The sequence below is a fragment of the Bacillus sp. ISL-57 genome, assembly GCF_018613135.1.
Classification (GTDB): domain Bacteria; phylum Bacillota; class Bacilli; order Bacillales; family DSM-1321; genus Peribacillus; species Peribacillus frigoritolerans.
The window spans coordinates 104,239-123,768 of record NZ_JAGGQV010000003.1 but is presented as its reverse complement, the minus strand read 5'-3'; the positions used below and the strand labels follow the sequence as shown (position 1 = coordinate 123,768).

The following is a 19,530-nucleotide window of genomic DNA, read 5'->3' as shown; positions in this document are numbered from 1 at the left end:
CTTAAATCGTTTCGTTTAAAACAACAATCTTTACGAAAAGAGCCAATTCCTATGGCGGGCGGAAGGTTTTTAAAACGGCATAATATCCATTAAAAAAGACGAACAACGTTACTGACTTACAGTAACCTTGGTTCGTCTCTTTTTTGTTCGAATTTCATCTGATCCAGTTCCAGCCTCATTTTTTCCGTCTCCATAAGGAAGTTTTCATGTTTAAGTTTTTCAAGCTCCAATTCAACTTGCAGCATCTTGTGTTTGGTTTTTGACTGTTTTTCGAAATGGCTTGTCAGTATGGCGATTATAGGGATGGAAAAAATCATCACGACGGTTATGATCCCGAACATTATGGTGCCTCCTCGTTTTTATATTTATTATACGGTGAATAAAACGGTTGTAGTGGGGTTATTTCAAATTTCACCATTTTCTACTCTCATTAATAAGTGCAAAGCAACCAAAGTTTATCAAACGTAATACCATGGGTGAAGTTAGGGTAATATATCATTGATTATCGCTTTCTATTAGATTAGATGGACTGTATTTTAGTGCGAAATCCGGACTTTTGCTTACATGGCGGAAAGCCACTTCTATTTATTTTGAAATTAATTATTTAAATATACTAAATATTTGTTTACAATAGTGAAAATTAAAGTTATTATACAATAATAAAAGGAGGGCTAGGTATGGCAACGATAAATAAACAGAAAATTGTGGATAGTGTACCTCAAAAAGGTTTTTTTGGAAACCCTAAAGGATTATTCACCCTTTTCTTTACTGAGTTCTGGGAGCGTTTCTCCTATTATGGTATGAAGGCCATTCTTGTTTACTATATGTATTACGAAGTTTCTAAAGGGGGGCTAGGCCTTGATGAACCCACAGCCCTTGCCCTTGTATCCATCTATGGATCTTTAGTATATATGTCAGGCATAATTGGCGGATGGCTCGCCGATAGGATTTTCGGGACGTCAAAAGCCGTATTTTACGGTGGTATCTTGATCATGCTCGGGCATATTGTCCTTGCTGTACCAGGCAGTCTCTCCATGTTCTTTGTTTCCATGGTACTCATTGTTCTGGGTACTGGATTATTAAAACCGAATGTTTCCAGCATTGTCGGGGAAATTTACGCAGAAAATGATGAACGCCGGGATTCCGGTTTCAGCATATTCTATATGGGTATCAACATGGGGGCATTCCTTTCGCCGTTTGTTGTCGGTACAGTCGGAATGGACTACAGCTTCCATCTTGGATTTGGACTTGCAGCAATTGGCATGTTGATTGGACTCATCGTCTTTGTTGCAACAAAGAAAAAGAACCTGGGCTTGGCTGGAACTCTTCCTGCTAACCCATTATCACAGAATGAAAAGAAAAAAGTATTCACTAAATTGGGGATAGCCGCACTTATCATAGCTGCCATCATCGGCATCACTGCTTCTGCAGGCATCTTAACGATTGAAACCTTCATTAATCTTGTAGGTATCCTGGGAATCGTTATTCCGACCCTTTATTTCATTTTCATGTATCGCAGCCCGAAAACAACTTCCGTTGAACGATCACGCTTGATTGCCTATATTCCTTTGTTTATAGCAGCCGTCATGTTCTGGGCGATTCAAGAACAAGGTGCAACAATATTGGCAAGCTATGCAGACAAACGGACACAGTTGAACTTTGCAGGATTGGAAATAAACCCGGCATGGTTCCAATCTTTGAACCCTTTGTTCATCATTACCCTTGCACCAGTATTCGCATGGTTATGGATTAAATTAGGAAAGCGCCAGCCGACCATTCCTCAAAAATTCTCGATAGGTCTACTGTTCGCCGGTTTATCATTCCTGGTGATCCTGCTTCCTGTTTATTTCGGTGGATCAGACGCATTAGTCAATCCGCTATGGCTTGTACTTAGCTATTTCCTTGTAGTGCTTGGAGAACTTTGTTTATCTCCTGTCGGACTTTCAGCAACTACAAAATTGGCTCCGGCCGCATTCTCGGCACAAACGATGAGCCTGTGGTTCCTGGCAAGTGCAGCAGCACAAGCGCTGAACGCACAAATCGTCAGATTCTACACACCTCAGACCGAAATGGCTTATTTTGGAGTGATTGGTGTTGCTTCAATGGTCCTTGGACTGATCCTGATGGTCTTATCACCAAAGATTCAAGGCTACATGAAAGGCATTCGCTAACACATAAAAAAGATGACCTCCGAATTAACGGGGTCATCTTTTTTGTTTTTGTATCCTCGCAATTTTACTGAATGAGTAGCATAGATCACCGGAATGGTTGTCAGCTAGCAATAAGCGAATGTGTAAAAAAGTGCTTCCTTTATAGGATTGCTCTTTTTTCCGGTTGTAAGAACCTTTTCCTTTTTTGTTTTTGATAATACGGGTGGAGGGGGTCAAACGCCCAACGCATTCGGCTATTTGCCAATTCACAATGGATTTCTGATTGGTTTTATTCAGTCATTGAATATATTCCTGCTTTCATAGTAATTGAACTGAATTTTAGCTTTGTACACCGTTGTTTTTGCTCGCAATAATTGAAGCCGCAATTGCAAATGGAAGTAAAAAGAAAGCCAATATTCCATATCCCGCTCCTTCAAACCCTCTGATGTTCACAAAACCGATGTAAAACAAAATAATTGAAGTTATGACGGTTAATATTCCTGGAAAAGCCTAACAAATAAAGATAAATGTAATTTCCTAAACCACCATGCTAAAAGTATTACTAACATCCCAGGGACGCAAGCAACCAGGAGGGAAACTGCCAACATCATTTTGTAACCTCCTCAAATTCATTAAGTAAATAATACCATAATAAGTAAATTCCTCTTGTATATTAGAATGAAAAAGACAGCCGGTAGTGGTCATTTTCTTGGATGCGTGCGTGAGGAAAACAAAAGTTGAACGTGAAGGATGAGGTAAATTAAATGGATAGGGATTCTATTAAGCTTTAACACAAATTTGATTGGAACAGGTGTGTGAGACTACTACGGAAAAGCGTGTCTAGGGGAGACCCCGCAGGCGCAAGCAGAGGGCCGACCGTCCGCGGAAAGCGAGTGCCTGAAGCGAAAATCAACATGCAATAAAGCCCTCAAAAAAACTGGAGGTAAAATCGATTAGTTGCCGGTTTTGTACAGACAAAGTTCACTTACACGAGTGATCGGCCCTTTTTTTATCAAAATCTCCAAATAGCCAACTGAAAAGTACAATACCTGCTACAAAATAGAATGCATATCCTAAATTCCCTGACCACCTTATCGGTTCGCCACTGAAGTATTGCAGACAAGAATGAGCAAGAAACACGAATATGATACCCACTATACATCTTATGAAAAATATTTTCTTTGTTATCGACATACTGCAAATCTTCTCCTTTGCTTATCCAGTTTGCAATAAATATCCAATCATTTAACATATATGATTATTAAAATTAGTCAATTTATGGTGCGTAATGGGATGAATGTTATATTTATATCGCACTTGATTTTTCAAAAAGAAAGGAGGTAAAAATGAAACGTTTACTTGGAATATGCATATCCATGCAAATGACTTTCGTGTTGCTTTTCTTTACCGGGATTACTCCAAAGTTGAATTCCTATGTTGGGGCCACCATTTATTTGATCATTGGGTTTGCAAGTCTGGTGATCAGCTTATATTTAGCAGGTAAGAAATTTCTCTTGGGCATTTCGTTTATTGTATTCATCTTTTCCTTGCTTATCATTTGTTTCACATTTTCATTTATTTCTTGCCTGAAGCCGGGATGCCGCCGGAAATCCCTTTGTTTGAATAGGTGAGTTCATCCAAAATTCAAGCGAAAAAAAGGGCATCTCATTGAGGTGCCCTTTTTAATTCCACATCTTTTTGAATCAGTTTGCTGCTGGAATCAATCCTTTATGAATGGAGACTTCCTGAATGGCGCGGTAGACGGTTTCGACCATGAAATCGAGTTCCTTTTCTGACATGGAAAGGATCGGCATCATCGTGATGACTGGGCCGAGTTCCCGGATGATCAGGCCATTTTCCCGGGCTGTATGGATGATTCCGGAAACGACATTCTCTTGGAGGGTGAACGTTTCCTTTGTTTGGCGGTCTTTAACGATTTCCACTCCAATCATGAAGCCGCGCTGGCGGATATCGCCGACTATCGGAAGTTCGTATAGCGCTTGCAGTTTTTCGGATAGATATTTAGATTTTTTCTGGATGTCTTTAATGAGATTGCGGCTTTCCATCAGCTCGATATTCTTCAGGGCCAGGGCACAGGCAAGCTGATTTCCTGTATAGGTGTGACCATGATAGAAGGTTTTATGTTCTTCCCGTTCCCCCAAGAAGGATTGAAAGATCTGCTCGTTCATGATGGTGGCGGCGAGTGGCATATATCCCCCAGTGATCCCTTTACCCATACACATGATATCGGGGACGACGTCTTCCTGTTCGCAGGCAAACATCGTACCGGTGCGACCGAATCCTACAGCCACCTCGTCACAAATTAAGAGGATATTGTACTTTTTGCATAATTGCCCGACCTCTTTCAAAAAGCCATGGGGATGGGTTATGATGCCTGCTGCTCCCTGCACGAGCGGCTCGATGATCAATCCTGCAATTTCCTCGGATTGTTTCTGCAGTAACTTCTCCAGTTCCTTCAAGCAATGGTTTTTCACTGCTTCTGGATCTCCATACTCAGTCATGTGATAGGCATATGGTGAAGGGGCTGAAATCCGTTGAAATAAGAGGGGCTTAAAGATTCTATGGAATAAATCCATTCCGCCCACACTCACGGCACCGACAGTATCTCCATGGTATGCTTCGTCAAGTGAGACGAATTTGTTTTTATTCTGATGCTTGACGGGATCGATATTCTGCCAATATTGATAAGCGACTTTAAGGGCGATTTCCACAGCGGCTGATCCCGTGTCCGAGTAAAAGACTTTCGATAAAGAACCAGGAGTGATCTCTGCCAGTTTTTTCGCCAGTAAGATCGATGGTACATTCGCAGATCCGAGCAGCGTCGAGTGCGCGACTTTATTCACTTGTTCAATTAGGGCGCCGTTTAATTCCGGCTCGTTATGCCCGTGCACATTCACCCATAATGAAGCATAGCCATCGAGGTAGCGTTTGCCATCCACATCAATCAGGTAGCTGCCTTCGCCGCGCTCGATGATCAGCGGTTTACTTTCCCGATACGTTTTCATTTGTGTGAACGGATGCCATACATATTCCTTATCCCATTGTTCTAAATCCTGACTGTTCATGCTTCGAACACCTCTTTCAGTTGTTGGGTATATTCTTGATCACCAAGCAAATCAAGGATGCAGATCCTCAAGTCTTTTCTAACATCGGCCAGTGTCGGGATGCAGGCGAGGCCATTCAGCCCAGTCAGTTTTTCAATGGTTTCGATATTGTCTTGATGAATCCGATTTTCTGCCCGGTAATGATTATACAAAATGGTTTTCACGTTGATATCATGGACTTGGGCATAAGAATGGGTCGTCACGACATCATGAATCGCCCCTAAACCGCTTGTGGATACGAAGAGGACAGGCATCCCGCAATCCTTTATGAAATCCGCCGTCATATAGAAACCTTCCGTTCGTTCAATAAGCGGCACAGCCAATCCGCCAGCTCCCTCGACTAATACGATGTCATACATTTCCTCAAGTTCGTGAACCCTTTCCACGACTTTCTTCTCATCGATGATACTGCCGGTTAATTTAATCGCCAAATGTGGGGAGGTTTCGGGTTCCAGTGTGTAAAACCCCGATTCCTTTACACCGAGTTCCTGCTCAAACCAAGATATATCCGGGTATGTATGATTTTCCTCATTGATTCCAGTTTGAAATGGTTTGAATATCGTGACGCTTTTTCCCAATGTTTGAAGAGACAGATAGAGTGCACTCGTGACGATGGTCTTTCCAATGTCCGTGCCAGTTCCGGTTATAAAGTAGGCTTGGCCCATGGATGATTCAGCTCCTTTACGTTTATATATCTTGCAATGCGTGGACGTACTTTCTGAATGATGACAGCACATAGAATGCATAGCATTAAATCACCGGGTACAGGTAACAAGAAGCCGTAAAGGATCGTTTGGCTGATGGAAAGCGGCGTTTCCACAATCCACTTCATCGCACCATACAGCCAGATGCAGCCGAAAAGGTAAACGGTCAGCAAAGTGGCGGCATTAGCAAAGAATATGGAACGAATCGTGGAGAGGGTAAACCGGTTGATCAGCCATCCATTTACATAGGCTCCCAGTATATATCCGAGCAAATAGCCGAAAGTGGGTTTGAATATATAGCCGAATCCCCCGCCTTCAGCAAACACGGGCACCCCGATAAGTCCGATCAAGACGTAGCATAACTGACTGAGCATCCCAAGCCGGGGCCCCAACAATGCGCCTGCCAAATAGACTGCCAGAATTTGCAGCGTGAAAGGTATGTAAGGGATAGGTATCTTAATAAAGGCGCCGATGGCAGTTAACGCGGTAAAAAGGGCCACATAAGAAATCGTCCTTGCTTTCAAGTTTTTAACCCCCTTTTTTGAAAGTGCTGGCAGAATGCCCACTATTAGTTTGCCTGATTCCTATTTTATATGTCAACTAATTTGTTATTTAGTTAACATATAAAGTGCCATTTTTCTTAGGATTTAAAGGACAACTAGGAAAATATTGAAAAAAGGCCATTGAATAATATTTTGTATGTATGTTATTATTCTAACAATATGTTAACTTTTTATATTTTAGGTTAACAAATATTATCGCTCCATTTGATACTGCTAAATGTTAATGCCCATTGAGGATTGATGGTGCACATGCAGCCGGTTGGAGGGAAAAGTGGTTTAGGGAATTTCGCGGCTGGAGCAGCAGGTTGCAGGAAGCGGGTCTATTACTGGTATCTTCCGTTTTATGTGCGGAGAACCGGAACAGGATATGTGCTTTTTCAAGGAATGGGATTCGGCACACAATAAAAGAAAAGAGGGATAGGTTTGGAAACATTGGTAAGGGATTGGAAGATGTTGGCGGAGAACGTTATCAAAGGATATAAAGTGACGGAGGAAGAGGCATTATCCATCGTCCAAGCACCAGACGAAGAGGTTTTGGAAATTCTGAATGCAGCCTATCTCATACGTAAACATCATTATGGGAAAAAGGTAAAATTGAATATGATCATCAATACGAAATCAGGATTATGTCCCGAAGATTGCGGCTACTGCTCGCAGTCGATCGTGTCGGAAGCCCCGATTGATAAATATGCTTGGCTGACTAAAGAAAAGATTGTCGAAGGAGCGCAAGAATCAATTCGCCGGAAAGCGGGTACTTATTGCATTGTTGCTTCTGGCCGTCGTCCGACCAACAGGGAAATCGATCATGTCATTGAAGCGGTAAAAGAAATCCGCGAAACGACGGATCTTAAAATCTGCTGCTGTTTAGGTTTCCTGAATGAGGAACATGCAGGTAAACTAGCGGAAGCAGGCGTTCATCGCTATAACCACAACTTGAATACATCACAGGAAAACTACAGTAAAATTACATCGACACATACATATGAAGACCGGGTAGATACAGTGGAAGCTGTGAAAGAAGCCGGAATGTCCCCATGCTCTGGAGCCATTTTCGGAATGGGTGAATCTGAGGCGGAAGCGGTGGAAATCGCTCTATCCTTACGAAGCCTTGATGCAGATTCCATTCCTTGTAATTTTCTCAATGCAATTGACGGAACGCCGCTTGAGGGAACTTCCGAGCTGACCCCCACTAAATGCCTGAAATTGATTTCGATGATGAGATTCGTTAATCCGAGTAAAGAAATCCGCCTGGCCGGCGGCCGGGAGGTCAATCTACGTTCCATGCAGCCCATGGCACTTTATGCAGCCAATTCCATCTTCGTCGGCGACTATTTAACGACAGCTGGTCAAGAACCCACAGCGGATTGGGGAATCATTGAAGACCTGGGGTTTGAAATTGAAGAATGTGCCCTTTAATTGATAAAGAAGATTATTGAGACAAACCAAAAAACACCCTTTGGGTGTTTTTTTCAGTTTGTCGACTAAAGGGAGCGGATTTCTGAAAGGGGGAGGTGTAAGGATTTCCACTCCAGGCACTCGCTTTCAGCGGGCGGTCCGGGAGCCTCCTCGGCGCTCGCCTGTGGGGTCTGGCCACGCTTTTCCCGCAGGAGTCTCGTACCTTCCGTTCCAATCAATTGGAACTTCTTTTTTTAGAAATATTGAAGGGAAACTGGCTCTTCTTCTCCAATAAGTCTACAGTCAGGCGGTTCCAACAATTTTTCGACAAAAGGAGTTTCGAATTGCTCTCGCCCCGAACCAAGATTTTAAAAATAAACTTGATTATGTTTCATGTTTTTTACTAGTTTATACGGATGAAATCCTCACTAGATATAAGAAATATGAAACACTCCTGCCGAATAACTGGCTAGCCGAGACCCCGCAGCCGTTTACCGGCGAGGAGGCTTGGCAGACAGTCGGCGGAAAGGGAGTGGATTTCTGGAATCGACTGAAATGGTTTTAAGAGAAAAAAATTGCAGGTGGTCATCCTGAAACATGTTGAAGACTAGATTATCGTACATGTTTTTTTACAACAATCCTTAAAGGATATAAGAAATATGAAACACTCCTGCCGAATAACTGGCTAGCCGAGACCCCGCAGCCGTTTACCGGCGAGGAGGCTTGGCAGACAGTCGGCGGAAAGGGAGCGGATCTCTGGAATCGACTGAAATGGTTTTAAGAGAAAAAAATTGCAGGTGGTCATCCTGAAACGTGTTGAAGACTAGATTATCGTACATGTTTTTTTACAGCAATCCTTAAAGGATGGAAGAAATATGCGACACTCCTGCCGAATAACTGGCTAGCCGAGACACCGCAGCCGTTTACCGGCGAGGAGGCTTGGCAGACAGTCGGCGGAAAGGGAGCGGATCTCTGGAATCGACTGAAATGGTTTTAAAAGAAAAAAACTGCAGGTGGTCATCCTGAAACATGTTGAAGACTAGATTATCGTACATGTTTTTTTAAAGCAATCCTTAAAGGATGGAAGAAATGAGCGACACTCCTGCCGAATAACTGGCTAGCCGAGACCCCGCAGCCGTTTACCGGCGAGGAGGCCTGGCAGGCAGTCGGCGGAAAGGGAGAGGATTTCTGGAATCGACTGAAATGGTTTTAAAAGAAAAAAACTGCAGACATTCCCGTAATAGAACTAATGTCCTTCAACCTTTACAAAAATAAAAAAGTAATGATAAGTGAAAATAATGAAAAAAAAATGCTAAATTGTAAGGAGAGGTTTTATAATGAATTACCTGAATGCAATAACATTTGCTGCATTGTAGTAAATGATTATGAAATAGGGAAAGGATCAGTATTGGTAATATCAATAATGAGAGGATAGTTTTGTGTGATGCATATATGGCTGATTAGTTTTATTATTTTATTATTGCTATTAATATTTTATACTATTATCCCAACGGTGCTTATTCGTGTAGGCAGCCTGGGAATAACCAAAAAAATAAATTCGAATAATGGGATTGCGCTAACTTTCGATGATGGCCCAAACCCTGAACATACAATGAAATTACTTGATCTTTTAAAGGAATATGAGATAAAGGCTACATTTTTTGTTGTAGGCAGTAAAGTGAAAAGTAATCCTGGGATTATTAAAAGAATGCATGAAGAGGGACATACGATAGGTATCCATCATTTTCATCATGTTTCAAGTTGGGTCCTATCACCAATTCATCTGCGAAAACAGTTGGAAATGACTGAAAAGGCGATAACGGAATGCACGGATGAAAAGGTGATATTTTATAGACCGCCATGGGGCCATTTCAATATGTTTACCCCACTGTTCAGTAGGAAATATAAAGTAATTATGTGGTCCGGCATCTTTGGGGATTGGAAAGTCCAAAATTGCAAAAATACTCTGCTTGATCAGCTTCGAAGCACTTCAACGGAAGGTTCCATCATATTGCTTCATGACTGTGGTGAAACATTGGGAGCGGATAAAGAGGCACCAGGCTATATGATTGAAATGTTGAAAATTTACCTGCAGGAGAGTAAGGAAAAAGGAACACACTTTATTTCTTTAAAAGACTCATAACTAATTCTGGGGGTATTATGGATATAGATACACTTTTACAATTTATTGATTCTTATGGATACCTGATCATTTTTCTTTTTTTATTCTTCGGCATCGTGGGAGTGCCTGCTCCAGAAGAATCACTTCTATTTCTAATTGGGGTGCTGGTTGTCCAAGGTAAGCTCTCTATGGGTTTAGCGATGCTGTGTGCAATTCTCGGCGCCTTTATCGGAATGCTTGCAGCTTACTCATGCGGAAAATACGTGGGGTATCCATTTATAAATAAATATGGAAGATTCATTGGGATTACGGCTGAACGCTGGGAGAAAGCAAAGAGAAAATATACGGATAATGCACGAAAAACGTTAGTATTGGGATTTTATATTCCGGGGATGAGGCAAATAAGTCCATATTTTGCAGGAATCTCTTCTATACCCTTTCGGAAATACTTCCTCTTTTCCCTATTAGGCACTATACTATGGACCGTCCCTTTTATAGTGGCCGGTTATTATGTGGGGGATGCTTTTAATGTTAATCCCAAATACGTTCCATATTTAGGTGTTGTATTTTTAGTTATTTTTGTACTATATGTTACTATCAAATACATTAAAAAGAGAAAACAAAGATCCAAAAGTTGAGTCGGCTCCTTATTATAAAACGTCGGAAATAAAAAATCGATTTAAGGAATTTGTTCAACGATATTGTAAGAGGAAGATATCATGAACTATATATTTTGTATTTTCAGAATGATTTCTTAGGAGATGACACACATGAAGAAGATTTTGTTTTTACCTCTCTTTCGAATGCAGTCGGGACATCATCAAGTTGCAGAGGCATTGATGGATATGTTAAAAAAGCATTCAAATGGGATCACTTATAAAAAAATCGATCTTATCAGTTATACCAATACCTCTCTAGAAAAATTCATTGCAAATAGTTATCTGACATGGATACGCTATGCGCCGGAAACCTATAATCTTGCCTATAAGAACCTGTTTTATGTTCACTCGCCAAAGGAAAGTGTATGTAAATGGTACCAGCAATTATTCATGAATAAGATGGAACGATTGATAGCGGAAGAAAAGCCTGATTTAATTGTTTGTACACACGGTTTCCCTTCATATCTTTTGAGTCAGTTAAAGATGAAAGGGAAGTGCAGTACACCGGTAATAAACGTGTACACGGACTTTTTTATTAATAATGTGTGGGGAAGCGAAGGGATAGATGCCCATTTTCTTCCTAGTCAAGAAGTGAAAGAAAAGCTGATGAGTAAGCGTCAAATACCAAAACAAACGATGATGGTCACTGGCATTCCCGTGCACGAGGAAATCACAAAAAATGCCCGTGTCCAAAGAAACACAGAACGGCCAAAAATTTTGATATCCGGAGGAAATAGCGGTCTGGGAGGGATTTTGAACTTAGGTGATGAGTTAAAGAATTCAACCGACTTTGATTATTTAGTTCTTTGCGGAAATAACAACAAGCTTTATGAAGAAATCAATACATGGAACTTACCTCATATCAAACCACTGCCCTATATCTCATCAAGGTCTGAAATGAATAAGCTTTATGAAGAAGTTGACGCAATCGTTACGAAACCGGGCGGTGTCACGATCAGTGAATCATTGCGAAAAAAGCTTCCGATTTTTGTTCATTCCAGGCTTCCGGGGCAGGAGGAAATCAATCTGCAGTATCTAAAACAGCAAGGCCTTGTATTTAAACTTAACCAGAAAACGCCTTTTGAAAAACAATTACTGAGTATATTGAAGGATCAGAAAAAAATGAAAAAGTGGAGCACATCCATAGAGTCCTATCATAAGGAAATAGAGTTGGAGAAACCCGAGGGAATAGTGGAGGTCATGAAATTGATCCTTGATCTTAATCAAAATGGTACGCCTTCCTATCTAGCCCGACAGCCCAAACTTCTTTATAGCTAAATGCATGGTGTTCCCGCTGGTGATCCTAAAAGGAAGAATGGATACGGAAGGCTGCTGAATTAGCAGCCATCCTATAATGAAAGGTCGGAGGGAAGAGTGACTTTGAAAAAAACATACCTTTTGATTTTTTTGATGATGATGCTTGTGATGGTGGGTGCAGGGTGTTCAAGTGATGAAACGGAAATGAAGGCGCAAGCCGGAGGAAAAGTGGAATTGACGGTTTCCGCAGCTGTAAGTTTGCAAGATGCCTTAAATGATATAAAGAAGTCTTTTGAAAAAGAGAATGCAAATGTGGAAGTTCATTATAACTTTGGAGCCTCTGGAGCTCTTCAGCAACAGATATCCCAAGGTGCACCTGTTGACCTGTTTTTCTCGGCAGCAGAAGATAAATTTGATAAATTAGTAGAGGAAGATCTTATTGAAGAGAAAAGCGGAATCGATTTAGTCGGCAATGACCTGGTGCTTGTGGTGCCAAAGGATTCCAAAAAGGAAATTGGATCGCTGGAAGACCTCACAAAGGCCGCTAAAATTTCGATTGGGACTCCAGAGTCTGTACCGGCAGGGCAATATGCGAAACAAACTTTGGAAAATATGAACCTTTTCAAAGAGATGGAAGATCGATTGGTATATGCCAAGGATGTGCGGCAAGTGCTTACATATGTGGAATCGGGAAATGTGGACGCAGGCCTCGTTTATAAAACGGATGCGCTCAACTCATCAAAAGTTGAAATCATTGCAGCGGCTCAGGCAGATTTACACGATCCGATCATATATCCCATGGGAATGATCGATAACCTGGATCATTCCAAGGAAGCCAAGCTATTCTATGACTATCTCCAAACGGAAGCCTCCATGAAAATCTTTGAAAAATACGGATTTAAGAATTTGAAATAACCGCCAATCCGGTGGCCGCAGTTTAACTAGGACTTGTACAGCGAACGTCGATTTCCACTACAGGCACTCGCTTTCCGCGGGCGGTCGGGGAGCCTCCTCGGCTTGCGCCTGCGGGGTCTCCCCAGACGCGCTTTTCCCGCAGGAGTCTCGCACCTTTCGTTCCAATCTTGAATTAGTTTTTAAAACTTTAGGAGAAATCCTTTTGTCCACAAACTATAACCACCAATCTGGTGGTCTTTTTTAATTCATCCGCAGTAATATTAGGTATATTTTCCTTTATATTGAAACCTCTTCTCGCTTTACACGTAAGAAAAGGGACATGCATGTATTCGTCTTTCAATCGCTGCGTAATATGGACCTTGGGACAAAAGAAGGACAGGCACATTATTGTCCTTTGGCTTGACTGCAAATGGTACCATTCTTTTTGAAAACGATGTAAAACAGTTTAATAGGCAGGTATCCTATAACCCCGCCGAGAGTATTCAGGATTAAATCATCGGTATCAAAACTTCCTAATTCAAATAAAAGCTGAAGAATCTCATAGGTGAAACTAAGACAGAATGTTGCAATCAAGATCGATTTGAGTTGGGAAAACCTTTTTGACAGTAAGGGAAGCATCAAGCCGAATGGTACAAAGCCGATGATATTCCCCGCTATATTTTCCATCCGGATCGATGGGTTAACATCCGCTAAGAACAGGTAATGGGCAATGGTTTTAAAAGGGATGAAGTTATGGGAACCCCAATAGCGGCCATGGGAAAAATTAATATGACCATTCATCTCGGTTATCGAGAAGGTTTTAAATAAAATGAGCTTTGTAAGCATTGATAGATACAGAACCATAAATAACGATAATACTATTTTCTCAAAAAATTTCATGATACAACTCCAATATTAAAGTGGGAAATATTTATCATTTTATCATAAATGGTATATGATGAGTTTAATGTAATAATTTACTATATTCTTAGTTCGAATTACCAAGGAGGGGTAAAACGGTGGAGGAAGCAATAATTGATTTTGTCATTGCAGTCATATTAATTATTGGTTTCACATACGGTCTCATTAGGCAATTTAGACATTGTGTCAGTATCGGGAAGGGAAATAAGTCGGAGTATGTACATTACAGGAGGGCATTGATTGGAAACTATCTGGTTTGCCTATCCTATTCAGGGTTTCTTTTTTCTTATATTTTGAATTCATTATTGGCATCCCGAATTATACAGGCTTCATTTATTACAAGTGATAATACTAGTTTTTGCAGTTTCAGTTTTCTTGCCATTCTATTAATCGCCAAATTTGGGATTATTCCTAAGGAAAATGAACAAGTTGAATTACAAGAATACATAGTTGAGAAAGAGGAAATATGAAGAAAATTTCGCTTATCATATTAATTGCATGTATTTCAATCACCTTTCTATTGAATGTTGCCATGCCTGAGATTGCTGGCAAAATGAAACATAATATAAGTTCCATGAATATTCTTTATTCATACAGTGTCACAAAAACATTCTCGGAACAAACCCATGATACGGTTGAAATGGCATCCGTTCCTTCAGGGAAAACAGAGACCAGGGATGCTGATTTCCGAATTGATGTCAAGCTTGAGGGCACGCCGCTGAATATTAAAAGTGTAGTGAAAGAGCACTTGAATAAACCTCAAGCGTATAAAACTAAAGAAAAGTTAACCGGGCCCGAAAAAGGGTTTTCAAACCGGACATATTATCTTACCAAAAATTATGATAAAGGAAGATATACAGTCATCCGAACGAATAAAATAACAGGAAAAGAAAAGGTGTATGCCGGAACTTACTATGAGCCGAGCACGCAAGATCCCATCGTAAAATGGTCGCGTGATGAAAAATGATGGCGGTCATACGATTTTAAGTAAAGTTGAGTGATTATATGGAAAAAACAGTGAAGATCGAGGAATATAACCCTGATTGGGTCAGTGAATTTCAACAGGAAAAAGCGAGGATCATGGAGGTTTTAAAGAACGATTCCCTTTGTGTTGAGCATATTGGAAGTACATCCGTCATGGGGGTGGGGGCTAAACCGATTTTGGACATCATGGTTGGCGTCCAACATTTAGCTGAAGTTGACGCTTTCATTGAACCGTTGACATCGATAGGGTATGAATTTGTCACGCATAAGGAGTTTCCCGAAAGGCGTTTCTTTAGAAAAGGCCAATGGAGAGCGGGTACACACCATTTGCATATCTATAGATTTGGAAGTGAACAGTGGAAGACTCAACTTTCATTCAGGGACTACCTAAGAAGCCATCCTGACGTACGGAAACAATATCAGCAATTAAAAATGTCCTTAGCAGAAAAGCATCCTGCAGATATAGTGGGGTACACAAAAGCGAAAGCGCCATTTATCTTAAATGTCATGGAATCAGCAAAAGGCGGTTGACTTCCAAGGTAAATTTTGAATTACTTGAAATATGGTAACGGCAGTGGTTTAAACTGCCGTTTGTTGTATGAACAATTAGCATGAACTTCGAACGATGGGTTCGGGGGCAAACCGATAAGTAATGTACGGGGCCTGATCCGAATTGGTTATCCGGTTCAATAGTAACTCAGCTGTTTTAATTCCCATTTGCTGAATGGGCTGTCCAATTGTCGTGATGGATGGTTCATAAAACTCCGTATAAGCGACATCATCAATGCTGACAATCGCCACTTCCCCAGGAATCGAGATTTTTTGCTTTTTCAAATAGCTAAGGATTTCACGTAATACTAAATCATTTCCTGCCACTATGGCTGTCGGTGGTTTTTCTGCATCGAATATCCGGGCCAATTTTTCTTGAATTTGGTTTCTGGGTAAAGAATGAATATCATCCTCCCTTACTTCCAATTTATGAGATGCCATCGCTTTTTTAAATCCTTCGATTCTCTCCAGCCTTGGTGTGATCGGGATATCAATCGGTAAGGTTAAAAATGCAATGTTTTCGTGTCCTTTTTCAGCCAGCATGGAAACAGCTAAAAAGATTGCAGCATGATTATCTAAAAGAACGGAATCGGAAGTTACCCCATCAACTAATCGATCGACGAATACCATTGGAATGGAATGATCGATCAAGTAATTATAGACTTTAAAATCATTTCCTACCGGAAAGATGATGATTCCGTCCACTTGCGTAGAAACGAGCAAATCAAGGTATTCTTTTTCTTTCTCTGGGTCATCGGCAGAGTCACATATGAACACTTTCATGCCATGCTGCTGAAGCTGTTCTTCTACGGTACGAATGATTTCAGTGGATAAAGTATGTAAAATATTAGCTACGAGTATGCCAATGACTTTTGTTTTTTTCACTTTTAAATTCCGGGCATTATCATTGGGACGGAAGTCAAGTTCTTGGATGACTTGCTCGATTCTGTCCTTTGTTTCAGCACTCATATAACGAAAACGCTGGTTAATATATTGAGAAACCGTACTTTTGGAAACACCGGCCTTCTCAGCAACATCTGATATGGTAGTTTTCTTTTTTTTCATGATGCTCTCCTAAAGGATATTATTTCTTGAACTAGAACGGGATACCTTCATCATAACAAAGGAGCATGACGATTCCAACGCCATTTACCTGATTTTGTTAAACATTGGATGTAAGAAACACCCTAAGCACTTGGGCTAAGGGTGTTAACCTTAAACTATTGTTTTACATATCTTGATCAGCGGATTAACGAACGAGCCAGCCTCCATCAACTGCGAGGATATGGCCATTCATATAGTCAGAGGCCTTGCTGGCAAGAAAAACGACAGTTCCCATGACATCAAAGGGTGTTCCCCATTTTTCAGCAGGGATCCTTGAGAGAATGTCTTTGTTTCTTGACTCATCTGCACGAAGCGCGGCAGTATTGGCCGTTTCAATATAACCTGGGGCAATCGCGTTTATTTGAATGTTTTTAGACGCCAATTCATTAGCGAAGGCTTTAGTCAGCCCGGCAACGCCATGTTTACTCGCAGTATACGCGGGAACGAACTTGCCTCCTTGGAAGGTGAGCATCGAAGCGATATTTATGATTTTCCCGCTGCCTTGTTCAACCATTTCTTTGGCAACGAGCTGACTGAGAAAATACAAGGAGTTAAGGTTAATGTCCATTACTGCATTCCAATCCTCGTCTTTATATTCCAATAAAGGGGCACGGCGAATCGTTCCTGCATTATTAACAAGGATATCGATTTTTCCGTATGCATCAAGACAGCCTTTTACAACTCCTTTAAGGCTTTCCTTATTCGTAAGCTCCGCCTGATAAAATACAGCTTTTTGCCCGGTCGTTTCGATTAAATCCTTTGTTTCCTGCCAATTATCACCATGAGCAACGATAAACAGATCTGCACCCGCCTTTGCTAATGCAACCGCATACCCTTGGCCCAATCCGGTATTTCCTCCTGTTACGATGGCAACTTTCCCTTTTAAACTGAAAAAGTCCATTGAAAAATCCAGTAAACTCATCTTGTTTCCTCCATCCCCATATGGATTAATAAAACACTCTAGTCTTACTTCATATCTGAAATAGGAAAGGTATCCATATCTTCATATGTATAATTCTCTCCGGCCATTGCCCAAATAAATGTGTAGTTGCTTGTAGCGGAACCACTATGTATGGACCATGGAGGTGAAATGACAGCCTGTTCATTTTTCATGACAATATGCCTTGTTTCATCGGGTTCACCCATCATGTGGAACAAAACGGCATCATCTGCCAAGTCAAAATACATATAAACTTCCACTCTGCGGTCATGGACATGAGGGGGCATGGAGTTCCAGACATTTCCTGGAGCCAATTCGGTCATCCCCATACACAGTTGGCAGCTTTGGATTCCTTTTTCATGAATCATTCTGCGAATCGTCCGCTTATTTGCCGTTTCCTGTGATCCCATTTCATCACCTTGCACTTCCTTGAACGCTACGTGTTGAATAGGGTAGTTTTTATGTGCCGGAGCAGAGGCTAAATAAAATTTAGCAGGTTCGGAGTCTGAGTCACTAATGAAAATCAGCTCCTTACAACCTAATCCTATATATAGACAATCACGATTTTCAAGGGGATATACTTTCCCGTCAACTGAGATCCTTCCTGATCCCCCTATATTAAATACCCCTAATTCTCTTCGTTGAAGAAAATAATCAGCTTTAATGAAATCATGACCCTCAAGCTTAACCTCTTTAGAAACAGGTTTGATTCCTCCTATGATGATCCTGTCATCAAGGGAATAGCATAAAGAAACGTCGTCATCGAGAAATAATTTTTCCACTAAAAAATTTTCACGGATTTCACTTGTATCAAAGTGTTTGGCTTGTGACGGATGAATGGAATAACGTTTTTCCATATGCATATAAATAACCTCCTAGTTTAGTAAAACGGTTTATCGTTAGGTTGAAAAATGTTAACGTTACCAATATTTAAAATATATCTAATGTTTTCCAAATAGTCAATATTAATAGAAAATTTTAGTAGTTTATCAGTAAGGTAGATGGAAAATATGCAAAAAATAATTTAAAAATTAGTATTGTTAATAACTGGTTTATATGATAATCTGATTTCATCCAAAAGAAAGCGCTTTCTTGTAGTGTTGGTTTACTAAACCGAAATAAACCTTTTTTCAGGAGGAATTGGGAATGTTAGATTTAGATGTGATCACCTTTGGGGAACCGATGAACATGTTCTATGCAAATGAAGTAGAGGCTTTACATGAGGCTAAATCCTTTTCCCGAGCGATTGCGGGAGCCGAATCAAACGTAGCCTGCGGATTGGCACGTCTTGATTTAAAGGTTGCTTATATGACGAAACTTGGCAACGACAGTTTCGGTAAGTTCATCATCGGAGGATTGAATAAAGAAAAAGTCGACACGACAGGTATCCGTTTTACAAGTGATCATCCGACAGGAATGCTCATTAAATCTAAAGTGCATGCCGGAGACCCGGAGGTGGAATACTTCAGAAAAAATTCAGCTGCTTCCACTCTGAATATCGACGACCTCTCAGAAGAGTATTTTCAACAAGCTAAACATCTGCATGCAACAGGTATCCCATCCGCATTATCCGAAAGCTGCCATGAATTTACCGTTGCTGCCATGAAACTTATGAAGAGCCAAGGGAAAACGGTTTCATTTGACCCGAATTTAAGGCCTAACTTATGGCCGGATAAACAAAAAATGGTGGAATGCATTAATGAACTTGCTTATATTTGTGATTTATTTCTTCCAGGCATGTCCGAAGCGGAAGTTTTAACAGGGCTCCGAACACCTGAGGAGGTGTCCGAATTTTATTTGAACAAAGGAGTTAAAATGATTGTCATCAAGCTTGGAGCAGAGGGAGCTTATTATAAAAATGCCAATGAAGAAGGGTATGTTAAAGGATTCGCACCGGAAAAAGTCATTGATACGGTAGGTGCCGGAGATGGTTTCGCAGTCGGTGTGATCAGCGGCTTGCTTGACGGGAAATCCACGCTGGAAACCGTTACTCGGGGCAATGCGATTGGCGCCCTTCAAGTCATGGCTCCCGGTGATATGGATGGCATGCCCAGCCGGAAAAAATTGCAGGACTTTATTGAAAGCCAGAACGAACTATTAAATGTTGAATGATCGATAACAGCAGCCAGTTAACTCCACAACTAGACTTCCAATTACAAATAT

At 40.9% G+C, this 19,530-nt stretch carries 22 protein-coding genes; 12 read left to right on the top strand and 10 right to left on the bottom strand.

Annotation, left to right across the window (positions count from 1 at the left end):
• Positions 1 to 116: 116 nt before the first annotated feature.
• Positions 117 to 341, bottom strand: coding sequence for a hypothetical protein (locus J7I90_RS08395; RefSeq protein WP_034310640.1), 225 nt, complete (start codon positions 339 to 341; stop codon positions 117 to 119).
• A 336-nt stretch (positions 342 to 677) separates the two neighbouring features.
• Here J7I90_RS08395 and J7I90_RS08390 point away from each other — a divergent pair, with 336 nt between their 5' ends.
• The gene (locus J7I90_RS08390) at positions 678 to 2,171 is read left to right on the top strand and encodes a peptide MFS transporter (protein WP_214770464.1); all 1,494 of its coding nucleotides are present in this window, start codon (positions 678 to 680) and stop codon (positions 2,169 to 2,171) included.
• Positions 2,172 to 2,204: 33 nt separating this feature from the next.
• Here J7I90_RS08390 and arfA read toward each other — a convergent pair whose 3' ends face one another.
• Both arfA and J7I90_RS08380 read right to left on the bottom strand, forming a co-directional pair.
• Complete coding sequence (gene arfA / locus J7I90_RS28100; RefSeq protein WP_214770462.1) at positions 2,205 to 2,420, bottom strand: alternative ribosome rescue factor ArfA; 216 nt, start codon at positions 2,418 to 2,420, stop codon at positions 2,205 to 2,207.
• Between the two features lie 69 nt (positions 2,421 to 2,489).
• Entirely contained in the window at positions 2,490 to 2,603 is a 114-nt protein-coding gene (locus J7I90_RS08380; protein ID WP_311380993.1) for a hypothetical protein, read from the bottom strand.
• An 893-nt stretch (positions 2,604 to 3,496) separates the two neighbouring features.
• On the opposite strand from J7I90_RS08380, the gene J7I90_RS08375 reads away from it, so the two are divergent.
• Complete coding sequence (locus tag J7I90_RS08375) at positions 3,497 to 3,781, top strand: hypothetical protein (RefSeq protein ID WP_214770460.1); 285 nt, start codon at positions 3,497 to 3,499, stop codon at positions 3,779 to 3,781.
• Between the two features lie 72 nt (positions 3,782 to 3,853).
• On the opposite strand, the gene bioA is transcribed toward J7I90_RS08375, so the two are convergent.
• Genes bioA through J7I90_RS08360 form a run of 3 tightly spaced genes read right to left on the bottom strand, consistent with a single transcriptional unit; the run spans position 3,854 to position 6,503 of the window.
• Entirely contained in the window at positions 3,854 to 5,236 is a 1,383-nt protein-coding gene (gene bioA / locus J7I90_RS08370) for an adenosylmethionine--8-amino-7-oxononanoate transaminase (RefSeq protein ID WP_214770459.1), read from the bottom strand.
• Positions 5,233 to 5,940: a dethiobiotin synthase gene (gene bioD, locus J7I90_RS08365; protein WP_214770457.1), complete on the bottom strand. Its 708-nt coding sequence runs from the start codon at positions 5,938 to 5,940 to the stop codon at positions 5,233 to 5,235. Before bioD ends, bioA begins: the two co-directional genes overlap by 4 nt.
• Positions 5,919 to 6,503 carry a biotin transporter BioY gene (locus J7I90_RS08360; RefSeq protein WP_214770454.1) on the bottom strand — a complete coding sequence of 195 codons (585 nt, stop codon included), beginning with the start codon at positions 6,501 to 6,503 and terminating at the stop codon, positions 5,919 to 5,921. Before J7I90_RS08360 ends, bioD begins: the two co-directional genes overlap by 22 nt.
• 288 nt (positions 6,504 to 6,791) lie before the next feature.
• Here J7I90_RS08360 and J7I90_RS08355 point away from each other — a divergent pair, with 288 nt between their 5' ends.
• From J7I90_RS08355 to modA, 6 genes are all read left to right on the top strand, one after another.
• On the top strand, positions 6,792 to 6,947 hold the full coding sequence (locus tag J7I90_RS08355) for a hypothetical protein (RefSeq protein WP_214770450.1): 156 nt from the start codon (positions 6,792 to 6,794) through the stop codon (positions 6,945 to 6,947).
• 45 nt (positions 6,948 to 6,992) lie between these two features.
• Complete coding sequence (gene bioB / locus J7I90_RS08350; protein WP_053537392.1) at positions 6,993 to 7,958, top strand: biotin synthase BioB; 966 nt, start codon at positions 6,993 to 6,995, stop codon at positions 7,956 to 7,958.
• Between the two features lie 1,492 nt (positions 7,959 to 9,450).
• A complete protein-coding gene (locus J7I90_RS08345; protein ID WP_311380992.1) occupies positions 9,451 to 10,080 on the top strand; it encodes a polysaccharide deacetylase family protein in 630 nt (209 codons plus the stop codon).
• 17 nt (positions 10,081 to 10,097) lie between these two features.
• Complete coding sequence (locus J7I90_RS08340; RefSeq protein WP_214770447.1) at positions 10,098 to 10,697, top strand: DedA family protein; 600 nt, start codon at positions 10,098 to 10,100, stop codon at positions 10,695 to 10,697.
• A gap of 132 nt (positions 10,698 to 10,829) precedes the next feature.
• Positions 10,830 to 11,996, top strand: coding sequence for an MGDG synthase family glycosyltransferase (locus J7I90_RS08335; RefSeq protein WP_214770444.1), 1,167 nt, complete (start codon positions 10,830 to 10,832; stop codon positions 11,994 to 11,996).
• A gap of 102 nt (positions 11,997 to 12,098) precedes the next feature.
• Entirely contained in the window at positions 12,099 to 12,890 is a 792-nt protein-coding gene (gene modA, locus J7I90_RS08330) for a molybdate ABC transporter substrate-binding protein (protein ID WP_214770441.1), read from the top strand.
• A gap of 384 nt (positions 12,891 to 13,274) precedes the next feature.
• Here modA and J7I90_RS08325 read toward each other — a convergent pair whose 3' ends face one another.
• Positions 13,275 to 13,769, bottom strand: a complete 495-nt coding sequence (locus J7I90_RS08325) for a VanZ family protein (protein ID WP_214770439.1) — start codon at positions 13,767 to 13,769, stop codon at positions 13,275 to 13,277.
• A gap of 119 nt (positions 13,770 to 13,888) precedes the next feature.
• On the opposite strand from J7I90_RS08325, the gene J7I90_RS08320 reads away from it, so the two are divergent.
• From J7I90_RS08320 to J7I90_RS08310, 3 genes are read left to right on the top strand one after another with little or no spacing between them, the layout of a single operon-like run.
• Positions 13,889 to 14,260, top strand: a complete 372-nt coding sequence (locus tag J7I90_RS08320; protein ID WP_214770437.1) for a hypothetical protein — start codon at positions 13,889 to 13,891, stop codon at positions 14,258 to 14,260.
• The gene (locus J7I90_RS08315; RefSeq protein WP_214770434.1) at positions 14,257 to 14,757 is read left to right on the top strand and encodes a hypothetical protein; all 501 of its coding nucleotides are present in this window, start codon (positions 14,257 to 14,259) and stop codon (positions 14,755 to 14,757) included. The genes J7I90_RS08320 and J7I90_RS08315 overlap by 4 nt, the downstream gene beginning before the upstream one ends.
• Before the next feature lie 38 nt (positions 14,758 to 14,795).
• Complete coding sequence (locus tag J7I90_RS08310; RefSeq protein WP_214770432.1) at positions 14,796 to 15,305, top strand: GrpB family protein; 510 nt, start codon at positions 14,796 to 14,798, stop codon at positions 15,303 to 15,305.
• Positions 15,306 to 15,380: 75 nt separating this feature from the next.
• On the opposite strand, the gene J7I90_RS08305 is transcribed toward J7I90_RS08310, so the two are convergent.
• The 3 genes from J7I90_RS08305 to kduI form a co-directional block, all read right to left on the bottom strand.
• Positions 15,381 to 16,388 (bottom strand): LacI family DNA-binding transcriptional regulator, encoded by a 1,008-nt coding sequence (locus J7I90_RS08305; protein ID WP_214770430.1) that lies wholly within the window; start codon positions 16,386 to 16,388, stop codon positions 15,381 to 15,383.
• A 184-nt stretch (positions 16,389 to 16,572) separates the two neighbouring features.
• A complete protein-coding gene (kduD, locus tag J7I90_RS08300) occupies positions 16,573 to 17,349 on the bottom strand; it encodes a 2-dehydro-3-deoxy-D-gluconate 5-dehydrogenase KduD (protein WP_034310689.1) in 777 nt (258 codons plus the stop codon).
• A gap of 44 nt (positions 17,350 to 17,393) precedes the next feature.
• Positions 17,394 to 18,224, bottom strand: coding sequence for a 5-dehydro-4-deoxy-D-glucuronate isomerase (gene kduI / locus J7I90_RS08295; protein ID WP_214770490.1), 831 nt, complete (start codon positions 18,222 to 18,224; stop codon positions 17,394 to 17,396).
• A gap of 289 nt (positions 18,225 to 18,513) precedes the next feature.
• Here kduI and J7I90_RS08290 point away from each other — a divergent pair, with 289 nt between their 5' ends.
• A complete protein-coding gene (locus J7I90_RS08290) occupies positions 18,514 to 19,479 on the top strand; it encodes a sugar kinase (protein WP_214770428.1) in 966 nt (321 codons plus the stop codon).
• The last annotated feature ends 51 nt before the right edge of the window (positions 19,480 to 19,530 follow it).